Origin of the sequence: Companilactobacillus huachuanensis, from assembly GCF_005404815.1 — a bacterium.
Classification (GTDB): Bacteria; Bacillota; Bacilli; order Lactobacillales; family Lactobacillaceae; genus Companilactobacillus; species Companilactobacillus huachuanensis.
In genome coordinates, this window is the sequence record NZ_BJDF01000025.1 from 1 (window position 1) to 13,683 (window position 13,683).

General features: G+C 36.1%; 13 protein-coding genes. 10 read left to right on the forward strand and 3 right to left on the reverse strand.

Annotated features, from left to right (window positions below; translation table 11 throughout):
• The first annotated feature begins 564 nt into the window (after positions 1-564).
• The 8 genes from FFM71_RS11685 to FFM71_RS11720 all read left to right on the forward strand — a co-directional run bounded on the left by FFM71_RS11685 (position 565) and on the right by FFM71_RS11720 (position 8,681).
• On the forward strand, positions 565-2,094 hold the full coding sequence (locus FFM71_RS11685; protein ID WP_137612333.1) for a UDP-N-acetylmuramoyl-L-alanyl-D-glutamate--2,6-diaminopimelate ligase: 1,530 nt from the start codon (positions 565-567) through the stop codon (positions 2,092-2,094).
• Positions 2,095-2,098: 4 nt separating this feature from the next.
• Positions 2,099-2,836: an aspartate/glutamate racemase family protein gene (locus FFM71_RS11690; RefSeq protein WP_137612334.1), complete on the forward strand. Its 738-nt coding sequence runs from the start codon at positions 2,099-2,101 to the stop codon at positions 2,834-2,836.
• 74 nt (positions 2,837-2,910) lie between these two features.
• Entirely contained in the window at positions 2,911-3,465 is a 555-nt protein-coding gene (locus FFM71_RS11695; RefSeq protein WP_137612335.1) for a hypothetical protein, read from the forward strand.
• A 203-nt stretch (positions 3,466-3,668) separates the two neighbouring features.
• The gene (locus FFM71_RS11700) at positions 3,669-4,544 is read left to right on the forward strand and encodes a metal ABC transporter solute-binding protein, Zn/Mn family (RefSeq protein WP_137612336.1); all 876 of its coding nucleotides are present in this window, start codon (positions 3,669-3,671) and stop codon (positions 4,542-4,544) included.
• A 2-nt stretch (positions 4,545-4,546) separates the two neighbouring features.
• Positions 4,547-5,212 (forward strand): metal ABC transporter ATP-binding protein, encoded by a 666-nt coding sequence (locus FFM71_RS11705; RefSeq protein WP_137612337.1) that lies wholly within the window; start codon positions 4,547-4,549, stop codon positions 5,210-5,212.
• A gap of 3 nt (positions 5,213-5,215) precedes the next feature.
• Positions 5,216-6,013: a metal ABC transporter permease gene (locus FFM71_RS11710; protein WP_137612338.1), complete on the forward strand. Its 798-nt coding sequence runs from the start codon at positions 5,216-5,218 to the stop codon at positions 6,011-6,013.
• 362 nt (positions 6,014-6,375) lie between these two features.
• Positions 6,376-6,783, forward strand: coding sequence for a GtrA family protein (locus FFM71_RS11715; protein WP_137612339.1), 408 nt, complete (start codon positions 6,376-6,378; stop codon positions 6,781-6,783).
• A gap of 938 nt (positions 6,784-7,721) precedes the next feature.
• Positions 7,722-8,681, forward strand: coding sequence for an NAD-dependent epimerase/dehydratase family protein (locus FFM71_RS11720; RefSeq protein WP_137612340.1), 960 nt, complete (start codon positions 7,722-7,724; stop codon positions 8,679-8,681).
• Here the strand turns inward: FFM71_RS11720 and FFM71_RS11725 are convergent.
• From FFM71_RS11725 to scrK, 3 genes are all read right to left on the reverse strand, one after another.
• Complete coding sequence (locus tag FFM71_RS11725) at positions 8,665-9,540, reverse strand: MurR/RpiR family transcriptional regulator (RefSeq protein WP_137612341.1); 876 nt, start codon at positions 9,538-9,540, stop codon at positions 8,665-8,667. The genes FFM71_RS11720 and FFM71_RS11725 overlap by 17 nt on opposite strands.
• Positions 9,541-9,551: 11 nt before the next feature.
• Positions 9,552-10,229 (reverse strand): TVP38/TMEM64 family protein, encoded by a 678-nt coding sequence (locus tag FFM71_RS11730; protein ID WP_137612342.1) that lies wholly within the window; start codon positions 10,227-10,229, stop codon positions 9,552-9,554.
• A 433-nt stretch (positions 10,230-10,662) separates the two neighbouring features.
• A complete protein-coding gene (gene scrK / locus FFM71_RS11735; RefSeq protein ID WP_137612343.1) occupies positions 10,663-11,535 on the reverse strand; it encodes a fructokinase ScrK in 873 nt (290 codons plus the stop codon).
• Positions 11,536-11,715: 180 nt separating this feature from the next.
• Between scrK and FFM71_RS11740 the strand changes: the two genes are divergently transcribed.
• Both FFM71_RS11740 and FFM71_RS11745 read left to right on the forward strand, forming a co-directional pair.
• Positions 11,716-13,206 carry a BglG family transcription antiterminator gene (locus tag FFM71_RS11740; protein ID WP_137612344.1) on the forward strand — a complete coding sequence of 497 codons (1,491 nt, stop codon included), beginning with the start codon at positions 11,716-11,718 and terminating at the stop codon, positions 13,204-13,206.
• Positions 13,202-13,681 (forward strand): PTS sugar transporter subunit IIA, encoded by a 480-nt coding sequence (locus FFM71_RS11745; RefSeq protein WP_137612356.1) that lies wholly within the window; start codon positions 13,202-13,204, stop codon positions 13,679-13,681. Before FFM71_RS11740 ends, FFM71_RS11745 begins: the two co-directional genes overlap by 5 nt.
• The last annotated feature ends 2 nt before the right edge of the window (positions 13,682-13,683 follow it).

Sequence of the window (13,683 nt, forward strand, 5' to 3'; positions counted from 1 at the left end):
AACTCATTTACTATTTTGACTTTGAAATCCAGATTGTACTTAATCATAGTGAACCCCTCCAGGTTTGGATCATGTGTCCAACCTCATGGGTTCACTCCAAGTCGCCCCGTGGAGTAAGGACTAAAGTCCTAACTCCACCTGCACTGCGGGCTTTATCCCTCCAAATCTTCAGCTAGAGTATTTTCTATATCAATTAAGGTTTAAATATATTCATATTTACTACAAATCATTTAATTATAAAATTCATATTTTCGAATCCACTGTTTAAATTCATTGAAGTTCGAAAGGATTAAGCATATAGAATTAAAATGATTCAGAAATTTTATCAAGTTATATATATAAAATTAAATTAGTCGGAAGAACAGAGAGTATTCACCGGCTGTGGGTGTGGCGTTATGGCTTTAGCCATTACACCACCGGGCGAGTTTGGAGACTTGCGATTTTTGCAAGGCTTCAAATCGAGGTTCGAGACCGTATTTTGGCTCGGACCGGTCCGCATAGCAGGTGAATACTCTCTGTTCTGGAGATGGGAACATTTGAATATGTAGGTAGGAGCGTGAGAAAATGAGTTTAAAAATTAAGAATGCTTTAGAGATTTTAAAGGAACACGATTTACTGGTTTCTAGTTCAGTAACTAATGAAAACCTTGAAGTAACTAAGATAAGCTACAATTCTAAAGACGATCAAACCAATGGCATCTTCTTTTGTAAAGGGAACGGATTCAAGGGTGAATACCTTGATCAGGCAATTAAAAATGGTGCGGCAATTTATGTTTCTGAACAAGAATATAGCACGGATATTGATCGGTTAATTGTTAAAGATGCTTCTAAAGCTTTGTCACTCTTGAGTGCTGAGTTTTATGGCAATCCGCAAAATGATTTATTTATTGTTGCCTTCACTGGAACTAAAGGTAAGACAACCACTTCATATTTTCTCTACGATATTTTGAAACGAGCTTATCCAAAACAAGTCGGTCTCTTTTCAACGGTTGATCGAATTGTGGGACCAAAACCTGAGGATGAATTTAAGTCAGATTTAACTACTCCTGAATCAATGGAATTGTTCCATGACATGCGAACTTGTGTCGATAATGGTATCAAATATTTGGTCATGGAAGTTTCTTCACAAGCTTATAAGAAGAATCGAGTTTACGGCTTGAAGTTTGATATTGGTGGTTTCTTGAACATTACCCCAGATCACATCGGACCTAATGAACATCCAACTTACGCTGATTATTTAAACTGCAAGAAGCAATTGATGATCAATTCAAAAGTTAATATTATTAATCGTCAAACAAATGATTATGACACGGTTTATGCGGCAGCCAAACAAACTAGCGATGATAAAGATATTTATCGTTTTGCTAAAAATGAAGTGAGCGACACGGACTTTAGTATTCGTAGTAAAGAGTCGACCTTGAATGATTCGGTCTTCACGTTCACTGCTGTAAGTGATAAGGCGGAAGATTTACAGGAACAAAGTGAATACACTTATCAACTAGGTCTTGTCGGTGATTTTAACGAATTGAATGCGGCAGCAGCTATTGTTGCGGCTAAGAAAATTGGCGTTAAAAATGAAATCATTGCTGAAAGTTTGAAGTCAGCTTTTGTTCCCGGAAGAATGGAACACATTAATACCAAGTCTCATGGAACTATTTTTGTTGATTATGCTCATAATTATGCAAGTATGAATGCTTTATTGAGTTTTCTCAGACGTGAATATCCGAATTCAAAAATCAAAGTTGTTGTTGGTAGCCCGGGTGACAAAGGTGTTTCCAGACGTGCCGGCTTTGCTAAAGTTTTAACTGAATTAGCAGACTCAGCTATTTTGACCACAGATGACCCCGGATTTGAGGATCCAGCCGATATTTGTCGTCAAATTGATTCTGGAATCGATCATACCAAAGTTGAGGTCAAGACCGTTCTTGATCGTCCAACAGCTATTCGTGAGATGATTGAATCTAGTCGCGGTGATGACATTGTTGTTCTTGCTGCTAAAGGAAACGATGCCTATCAGAAGACGAAAGGCAAGGATGTACCATATCCAAGTGACCCCGTAGTCGCTAAGAAAATTTTAAAGGATATTGAGGGTTAGAATTATGAAAAAATTCTTTACTGTATTAGGTGGTATGGGAAGTTTAGCTACTGAAAGTTATGTACATCTTTTGAACGAACGCACACCAACTGAAAAGGACCAAGATTATTTGGATTATATTTTGGTTAATCATTCAACCGTTCCTGATCGAACAGCGCATATCTTGGACAACAGTAAACCTAGCTTTTTACCACCATTGATTGAGGATATTAAGCAACAAAGTACATTACATCCAGAATTCATGGTTTTAATATGTAATACAGCACATTATTACTATAAAGAGATGCAAGCAGCCACTGATATACCACTGATTCACATGCCCCACATGGCAATTAGCGTGATGAAAAAGAAGTATCCGACTGCTAAACGAATTGGTTTGATTGCTACTAAGGGAACGATTGCTGACCATATCTACGAAAATGAGATTAAAGATGCGGGATTTGAATATAGTTTGGGTAACCAAGAAGTCCAAGATCAAGTTGAAAGTTTGATTTATGATGACATTAAGATCAAAGGTAAAGTCGACGCCGAAAAGTATCACCATATCTTACAGACAATGCACGATAAATTTAACTGTGACGTAATTGTTTTAGGTTGTACAGAACTATCACTGGCACAGGAAAAAGCTGGTGATCATCCATATAATGTGATTGACGGTCAAGGTATCATCGTTGACAAGTCCATTGAATTTAGTGAGAAAATTCGTCGTGGCGAAAAAATCGATTTTACTAAGATTTATTAATGTTTCATGAGAAACATTGCGAAAATAAACCGGCATCCGATATAATGTTGGGTGTATAAGGAGGTATTTTTCACATGTTTAAGAGATTATCTATCTTCGCAGTTATCTTCTCAGGGGTTCTATTAACGGGCTGTGCCCAACAATCGGCAAGTACTCAATCCGCAAAAAGTTCGGATACAACTACTAAGAGTAGTAGTACTAAGAAGGCTCCTGCCAAGACGACCAAGTCAGCTCCAACAGACACTAAGAGTGCTTCAGATACAAATTCAAGTTCGGATGAATCGAAGACAACAAATAGCCAAAATTCATCAAATAATAACCAAACGAATAGCGATACTAATAGTAACGATACAAACAATTCGAATACAACGAATAACGATCAAACATCACAAAATCAATCACAGCAACAGTCACAGGTTAGTTTGACAACCGCAGACCAAGCTGTTCAGTATTTAGCAACCCAATTAGGTTCAACATATGACAAAACTACAACACAATATGTTGCCAACGGAAAAGCTACATGGGATAACGTTACTGGATATCAAATAAATATCTATAGCAAAAATTCTGATTCACCGGTAGGAAGCTATTTAGTTCCAGAAAATGGGCAGTATTTCCAAATTTGGTAATAGCGAGTAACTTGCCTTTACAATAATAATTAGTTATATTTTTAGGAGGTCGGTACAAAACAGTAATGTTTTGTTCTGACCTCTATTTTGGTTTTATTCGAGATATTGAAATATGCCACCTCCGACCGTCAGTAATTCAGTCCACTATGGGGACCGGCCCGGAGGCGGCAGAGAAGAAATATATTAAATATAGAGGATAATAAATGCGGAAGAGAAAAGGATTATTACTGGTTTTATTTTCGCTACTAATACTGATTGGTGGATGCAGTCAACGGCCGACGTCTCAAAAGGTAATCACAACAACGGTCAATACGTATATCGAACCAATTAAGAGTGTTGTGGGCGACAAATATAAAGTGGAATCGATCATCAAGTCGGTCAATGTGGATCCGCATAGTTTTTCACCATCAAGTAATGATGCCAAATTGATTGCTGATTCGCGATTGATCGTGGCGAGTGGCTTGGGTTATGACGATTGGGTCAACAAAATTGTTACCGCAAATAGTCAGAATAACAATTTAATTAATTTTGCCGGGGATGTTCTTGATAAAAAAGATGGCGCTAATGAACACGTTTGGTTTGGAGTTCAGAATGTTCAAAAGTTAAGCCAATCGATTTATCAACGCATGAGTAAAATTGATCCGAAAAATAAAACTTATTATCAAGCTAACTTTAAGAAATATGATTTAAAATTAGATAGTTTAATCCAAAGGGAAAAAGCTTTGAAACAATATACTAATGGGAAAAAAGCTTATGTCACAGAACCTTTACCTTACTATCTACTAAAAGATCTCGGTGTAACGATTGCCAATCCACACTTTGCTAAATCTATTGAGGATGATACTGACCCTTCAATTGAGGATGTTAAAGATATGGAAAATGGTTTGAAGAATCATCAGGTCAGTTTTTTAGTTGTTAATAAACAAGTCACCAGCGGTATTATTACTAAGATGACCAGTTTGGCTAAGAAATACCATGTGCCAATCGTTTACTTTACAGAAACATTGCCAAGTAATTTAGGATATTACGACTGGATGGATGGGAACATTACTCAGATTGAAAGGATAGTGAAGAAATAGCTGTGATTGAGGCAAAAAATTTAAGCAAAAGCTTTGGAAAACAACTCATCTTTAAAGATTTGAATTTTAAGATTCATGCAGGTGACTTTATTAGTTTGATTGGTCCTAACGGTTCCGGGAAAACGACTTTGGTCAAAATTATGATGGGGTTGGAAAAGAAAACTAGTGGCGAGTTAAAGATCGACAAGCAGACAATTGGTTATGTGCCCCAATTTCGCAATATTGATATTGATTATCCTTTGGATATTGAACAATTTGTCCGTCTGAATTTGAAATTTACTTTGAGTCCAACTAAGCGCCGTCATGATAATGCCATTATTGAAGAAATTTTGGAAAAAACTAAATTGACGGAATTGAAAAATCGTCCTTTAGGATTAGCGTCCGGTGGTGAGAAACAAAAGGCCTATTTGGCTCAAGCGTTGTTGAATGACCCGAAGATTTTAATTTTGGATGAATCGACAGCAAGTTTGGATGTTGAAGTTAAGATGCAACTGATGGATCTCGTAGAAGAATTGAATCACAAATATAATTTAACCGTTATCTTCATTACTCATGATTATGAGTTAACGAAAAAATACACAAGTCGAGCACTATTCTTCAAGCACAAAACGATGGAAGAAGTAAATGTGTCCGATGTTTCTGAAGATATGTTTGATATGGGAGGTTAAACTATGTTTGAGTATGAATTTATGCGAGAAGCCTTTATTGCCAGTACCTTTATTGCAATAACAGCTGGATTAGTCGGAGTATTCGTCGTTTCTAGAAACATGTCATTTCTGTCTCATACCTTGTCAGAAATTGGATTTGCGGGTGCTGCATTTGGTATTTTAGTTGGCATTTCACCGTTAGCTGGAATGATTCTATTTACATTAGTCAGTTCGGTTGCTGTCGGTAGTTTGAGCTCGGAATCGTCACGTCGGGAAGCTTCAATCAGTGCTATCTCCTCGCTATTTATCGGTTTAGGGATCCTATTTTTGTCGTTATCTTCTGAATCTAGTAGCTATGCGACAAATATTTTATTCGGAAGTATCGTCGGAATCAGTTCTAAAGAAGTTAATCAATTGATGATTTTGGCATTATTCGTCATTTTTGTCTTTATTATTTTCTATAAACCACTGTCGTTTGATTCATTTGACCATATAGGAGCCCGTGCAGCCGGTTTAAAGACCAGATTACTATCGATTGCTTTCTTAGTAACATTGGCTCTAAGCGTCAGTATCGGGGCTCAAATCGTAGGGTCATTATTAGTTTTCGTGCTTTTGACATTACCAGGTGCGACGGCTAAATACGTGGTTCATACGGTTCCAAAACTGATCATGGTTTCAGTTGGTCTATCACTAGCTGGAGTTTGGTTAGGATTGTATTTGGCATTCATAACTAATTGGCCAGTGACATTCTTTATTTCAAGTTTCGAGGTTATTGCTTATTTCTTGGGCTTGAGTTATAAAAACTGGAAACTTAATCATTAAGCTGAGAGCCGCCGGAAGCCGCGAGTTATGGAGACAACTAATGTATTTTTTACAGTTTTATAATCGTTGGTTTGCTATTTATTTAGTTATTTATATTAAATCAATTTAGAACGTTAATTATATTAGTTAGTATTAAATCATATATATAAAATCAATTAGTCGGAAGGGATAAGAATATTTACCCGCTGTGGGTGTGGCGTTATGGCTTCAGCCATTACACCACCGGGCGTGTTTGGAGACTTGCGAACCTTGCGAGGCTTCAAACCGAGGTTCGAGACCGTACTTTGGCTCGGGCCGGTCCGCATAGCAGGTTAATATTCTTATCCCTGTAGACGGCCAATAAATAAGGATAATAATAAATTATGAAAGAATTATGGAATAAATATAAGGATGCGATTCCTTATTTGTTTTTCGGAGTTTTAACAACAGTAGTAAATTACGCAGCTTTTGCCTTATTGTGGCGCATGATGGGTATGAATTCTCAAATTGCTAACGCCATTGCATACTTAATTTCGGTGATTTTTGCCTACATTACTAATAAGTTATGGGTATTCGACTCTCATACAACTACTTGGAAAGCCTTTTTCCAAGAAATGGGTTCGTTCTTCTTATTTAGAGGTGGTTCTTGGATTATTGACCAAGGTACGATGTTTATCGGAATGATTTTATTGCATGGTAATGGTTTTATCGTTAAGTTGGTTGCCAATGTTGTGGTTGTTTTGCTTAATTATGTCTTTAGTAAATTTATTATTTTTAGAAAAAGAGATTAATTAATTATGCCGTTTCCAGAGCTGAGAGTATTCATCTGCTGCGCGGAACGGTCCGAGCCAAAGTACGGTCTCGGACCTCGGTTGAAGCCTTACCAAAAACCGGTAAGTCTTCAACACGCCCGGTGGTGTAAGAGCTGAAGCTCTAACGCCACTTTCGCTGCAAATGAATACTCTCAGCTCTTCCAACTAGTTTATTTCTTGATGGTAGAAATAATAAAATCGCAAATAATAAAATGAAATTTTTTTTAAATAAATTAGCTCTAACTCTGTAACGACGATTGTTATATCAATTTTTCATCTTTCAATCCTCCTAAACTAGTAAAAAATCCTTTAATTAACAATTTGGATTCTTTCTTAAATTTGTCATAGAGGTATTTCAATAATTATTTTTAAATCTTTTGTGTCAATCATTAAATATTAAAATCAGAAAAAAAGAGTTGTATTACACCTAATTATTTGATTCTTTAAGTGTGATACAACTCTTTTTGCTAATTTGCTATGATTAAGAATCTGAATCCATCAGAAATTATTCCATCTAATAAAACAGACAAATTTAGTCGGAAGGGCTGAGAATATTTACCTGCTGTGGGTGTGGCGTTAGGACGGCTGATTTTGCCGTTCTTACACCACCGGGCGAGTTTGGAGACTTTCCGGTTTATGGAAAGTCTTCAAACCGAGATTCGAGACCGCTTTTCAGGCTCGGATCGTTCCGCATAGCAGGTGAATATTCTCAGCCCTGGAGACGGCTAACTTTTAGCCAAACTTAAGAAAGAACCACAATTTGTAGAGAATTTTTTTGCAGTGATTATTTCCATTTTTTTACAATTAATGACGATAATGGAATGATTTTTGTAAAAGCCTTTCTAACCTGCTTAAAGGATGATTTTTAGCTTATTTGTGATGTTAGAATGACTTCAAGTTCAAGGAGGATTTCATTTATGAAAATTATTGTGTTAGGTGGATGTGGACATATTGGTTCATATTTGGTTCCTAAATTGGTTAAATTGGGTCATGAGGTTATTGCTGTAAGTCGAGGTAACCATGAACCTTATACAAATAACGATGCCGCTTGGAAACGAGTTGAACATTTACACTTGGATCGTGCCAAGGACCCTGATTTTGCCCAAAAAATTGCCGCTGTTAATGCTGATGTTGTAATTGATTTAATTAGTTTTAAAATTGAAGATACTAAAAAAATAGTTGCTGCTTTAAAAGGCACCAACTTAACTCACTACTTATTCTGTTCTTCAGTCTGGGCACATGGTCGCGCTGAAACGTTACCTGCTGATCCTAATTGTGTTAAACATCCGTTAGATGATTATGGTAAAAATAAATATGCTGGTGAATTGTTCCTAAAAGATGAGTATCGTAAGAATGGATTTCCAGCAACAATAATTATGCCGGGACAAATTTCTGGTCCGGGTTGGACAATCATCAATCCATTAGGGAATACCAATACTGAGGTATTTGAGAAGATTGCCAATGGTGAAAAGATTTATTTGCCTAATTTTGGCATGGAAACACTTCACCACGTTCACGCCGATGATGTTGCACAGCTGTTTGTCAAAGCTATCCAACATCGCAATCAAGCACTCGGTGAGTCTTTCCATGCTGTTGCTGACAATTCATGGACGTTATATGGATATGCAACAGCAATGTATAAATTTTTTAATCAGACACCAGATATCGGCTTTTTGCCATGGAAAGAATGGTCAGAGTACATTGGAAACGATGCCGAAGTTGAGCATACTTATTATCATATTGCGAGAAGTGGCCAATATAGTATCGAAAATGCCAAGCAATTGCTAGGTTATGCGCCAAATCATACGCCACTAAAAACGGCTGAAGAGGCGGTACAAAGCTATATTGATAGAGGAATTATTAATTGTCCTGAATAATGTGATTATCAATATCTCTGAATTCAGTTTTTTGAGATAGCCCGATTTTATAATTATAATTATCTCCAAAATGCTGTACAAAGAAGCTTGAATATAAAATATCTAATACCAGTGCAATGGATTCTAGTGATGAAAAACCGGCGATTTTTGTATAAGACCTTTCTCGTGTAGTGATGCGTAATGTTACATCGGCCAATTTAGAGAGTCGACTTTCGCCAATACTTGTAAGAGCAATTATTGGAACGTGGTTCTTTTTTAATATGTTGACGACAGTAAATAAGGGATCTGATTCGCCTGTGTAAGAGATGAAAATTGCACAGTCATTCGAGGTCATCATCGCGGCTTCTTGAAACATCGTATTTTGAATTGGAAAAGTTTGCACCTTTGAACCAATATGGCGCATCTTATAAGCAAATTCTTCAGCCTGAAATATTATATTCGATAATCCAAATACCCCGGTATTATTTGAATGTTCAAGTAGTTGGACTGCTTGTGAAAGGGATTTGGAATCCATCAATGATAATGTATCTAAAATGCTTTCAGTTTTTAACTGGCCTAATTTATTAGAAAGACTTATTAAAGAATCATTGCTAGAAAAAGGAATATTGGCGTCAATATTTTTGAAATGTTTATGTAGATAGGTTAATTCTTCTACATAAGCATTTTTTAATTCGATCCAGCCATTAAAACCTAATTTTTTAGCGATTCTAACTAGTACTGATGGGGACGTATAAGTTTCTTTGGCAATTGTTGTGGTTGAGTATTTGCTGATATCCTCTTGTTTATCCTCAATAAAATCTACGACGATCTGTTCGTTTGTAGAAAAATTTGTAGAGTCGATTTTCTCTTGTAATAGCAACGTAATTCACCTCAATTTCTAGCTTTAATGATGCGTTGATCACGGCGGATAATTTCATATAATCCAAATAACAATAGAATCAGAATCACTATGGTTATCACTGCTTTAGTATTTCCTAAGAGTAATGCGTCGCCACCGAAGGCATACAGAAATGAGACTGGGAGTGATCCCACAAGAATACAAATGGCTTTATTTCGTAAGGACATTTTCATTTCGATTGCTGCATAGTTGACTAGTAATGTTGGTAACATTGGTATTGCGTAACCGATACTTAACCCTATCCGTGGATGATTCATATTCTTTAGACGGTCAGCTATAGGGCGGAAGCGGCTTTTTCTGACTTTGTGTGGAAACTTTCCTAATATGTATAGAGCTAATAAGTTTCCTAAGAATGTTCCGACAATGTTGATCCCGAATCCTAACCAGCTACCAAAACAGACTCCACTCAGCACCGCTACGGCCGCTATGGGCATACCAGGAATTGCTGATCCAATAGCGATGACAGCCATGAATAAAACGGCGTTATGCTTCTCTTGGTGACGCAATAAATCTATCAGGGTTTGACGATCGAAGGCATAGGCAAAGAAAGTCGTGACAACCGCGCGATAATTGATCCAAATGATAAATAGTAGTCCGATTAATCCTAAAATGCCTAATGTGATGAAAAGAATCTTGTGCCAAAGCTTCATTAGTTGTCCCCCAAAATGTATATAGGTTCAACTTAGCATAATTGTTTGTGAAAGTAACGTAAAAATCGTAGTTAGGTATGCCGTTTCCAGAGCTGAGAGTATTCAATTGCTGCGCGGAACGGCCCGAGCCAAAGTACGGTCTCGGACCTCGGTTGAAGCCTCGCAAAACCCGCGAGTCTTCAACGCGCCCGGTGGTGTAATTGCTGAAGCAATAACGCCACTTTCGCTGCAAATGAATACTCTCAGCTCTTCCAACTAGTTTATTTCTTGATGGTAGAAATAATAAAATGAAGATGTCTGAATATATAAATAAATTAACTCTAGGACTGTCACAGCAATCGTTAGATTCATTTTTCAGCATTCAGTATTTGTTTTAAAACAAAAAAAGTCAGTAACCCTTGAGGATTACTGGCTTTTTTGAATTGCTAAATAATTAATCTTGTAATTCACGAACAGCTAAAGCAAAGTCACCTAATGTTGCAGAGCCGTTGTTTTTGATCACTGGCATCGTGATATATTTTTCGAGGTCGGGAACTTCTACATAATCGTTGAGAAGTTCTTTAAATTGAGCACGTACTTTTACTAAGAAGGGTTCACTGACAACTCCACCACCAAAGACAATTTTGTCAGGGCGAAGGATCAAAGTAGTTTGAATAGCAGCTTGGGCAACGTAATAGGCCATGATGTCCCAAACGTGATCAGTCAATGGGACGTCTTTACCAGGTTTGCCTAAACGAGCATCGAATGTTGGTCCAGCAACTAATCCCTCAAGACAGTCACCATGGAAAGGACAAATACCTTTGAAATCAAGGTCGTCTGGGTGACGTTTTAAGAATGTGTGGCCCATTTCAGGATGTCCCATATTTCCAACAAATTTACCATCAGAAATGGCTCCAGCACCGACACCAGTACCAATTGTGTAATAAACTAGTGAGTCGATTTTTTCGTTGGATAACGTTGACATAACGTACTCGCCATAAGCTGATCCGTTAACGTCAGTAGTCCAAAACATTGGTACATCAAAATTCTCCTTCATTCTGCCGATGAAATCAGTATCCTTCCACCCCGGTTTAGGAGTGGACGTGATATAGCCATATTTAGGTGAATTTTTACGTAATTCAATGGGACCAAATGATGCAATTCCCAGAGCCTCAATGTCAAATTTTTTAAAATAATCGATAGCTTTTTGTAATGTTTCCTCGGGTGTAGTAGTGGGGAAATGGATACTATCTTTGATGCGATAATCTTCATCACCAACTGCACAGACAAATTTTGTGCCACCAGCTTCAATACTTCCTACTAACAAAATAGATTCCTCCTATATATGGGTTTTATACATTTATTATAAATCATATTGTAAGCGCTTATATCAATAAACAAAATGTTAAATCCTAAAATTTGTCATCTTCTCCTGACAGTATGCAGTAAAGCGCTTCCATAAATAGCCTATATAATATATTTGTAATCAAGAAAGAGGGTGACACAAATGTCCATTGGAGATAAAGAGAAGGTCATCTTAGAAATTCTTTCCCAGGAATCGGGTTATTTGAACTCCAAGGACATTGCCGCAAAAGTTGGAGTATCTACTAGAACCATAGCGAGATATGTAAAACAGATAAATATTGAAAGTGATGTTGGTCCTTTAGTAATATCCGAAAAGGGAAAAGGATACACATTAAATTATGATAATTATCTTAAGGCGGGTTTAGGTGCAAGCAAGGTCAGCAATTATTCTCCTATTGAACGAAGAAATGAGATATTACTGAGAATATTATTCAACTCACCTAAATTTACTTCTACGGATTCGCTATTTGAACCTTATTTTATTAGTGAGACTGTCAGCAACATGGATTTATTGAGCATTAAAAATAAAATCAGCAAATACAATTTAAAGCTTGTTAGAAGAAATCGCCAGGTTAAAATTTCTGGATTAGAAAGTTCAATTAGACAAGCAATCATTGAAACAATTAATAAGACCAATGCGATTAATTTGAAAGATCTTAAAGGAGAATTTCCTGATTTAAGTTCATATGACATGGAATTCATAATTAAACAATTACAAGTTATTGAATTGAATTTAAATTCAACGATTCCATATCCGTATAATATTAATATTTTTTCACACATATATATTTTAATTAACCGTTATCGCAAAGGTGTCATTGATTCAAAAAATGAGACAGAAAAATTAACTGATTCGGAAAAGAAACTTATTAGCATTAACGTAAAACTTTATAAGATTGCTGAGACAGTCATTAATAACCTGAGTCTTTATCTACATCGAAATATACCGAATATTGAAAAATACTATGTTCTTCAATACTTAGTTTCATCCAGACTTTTTTCAGAACCTGATGATCATGCATCTTATTCCCAAGAAGTTCAAAGCTTGACACGTAATTTGATTGAAGAAATTGGGAAAGAAATGAATATCTCCATTTCCAGAGGGGATATCGAAAGTGAACTGTTGGGCCATATTAAACCAATGCTCAATAGAGTCAGTAATCAGATAAATATTAGAAATAAATTATTACAGGATATAAAAATTGAATATGCTGATACTTTTGAAGATGTAAAAGAAGCAACCAATAGGATTTTCGAAAAACAGTATGGTCAAAAACTTTCAGACGATGAAATTGGCTTTTTAACATTATACTTTGCCAAATATATAGAACAGCATCCGAGAAAAATAAATGTCCTAATAATGTGTGCTAGTGGAATTGGAACATCAGAATTATTAAAAGTTAAAGTTAAAAAGTATTTTCCACAGTTAAATATTATTGATGTTGTTTCACTTAGACAATATGAAAATAATCAAATTGAATTTAATAAAGTAATTGATTTAATAATAACAACAATTGGTTATAAGACTAAAGATGGTAAAAAGCCCGTGATTCTAGTTAATGCGATGTTTACGCCTAATGATCAGGCAAGGGTTGAGAAAATTCTAAAGGAGTTGGAGAAAGGTGAAAATTGATATAAATAATTTCAATATAAGCCAAGTGCTTACTAAAAATCTTGTTTCATTAGATATTCAGTCAAGAAGTAAAACAGGTGCAATAGAAGAGTTAACCGATTTATTAGTCGCACATGGAGATGTTAGTGATAAGCAAGGATTTATCGATGATGTTTTGTTAAGAGAAACTGAAGGAATGACTGGATTAGGTCAAGGAGTCGCAATTCCACATGGTAAATCAAAGGCGGTAAAGAATACTACTTTGGCAATTGGAATTAGTAAAAATGATATTGCTTGGGAGTCATTGGACAATAAGCCCGTAAATATAATTATTTTATTTGCAGTAAAAGATACTGATGCTAATACATTACACATTAAACTGCTTCAAAAAGTTGCGATTTTATTAGCGGACGAAACATTCATTGAAAGATTACACAAGATTAAAACAAAAGAAGAGTTGATTAAATTATTTGAAGTGAAACCAGAGGAGGAATAAAA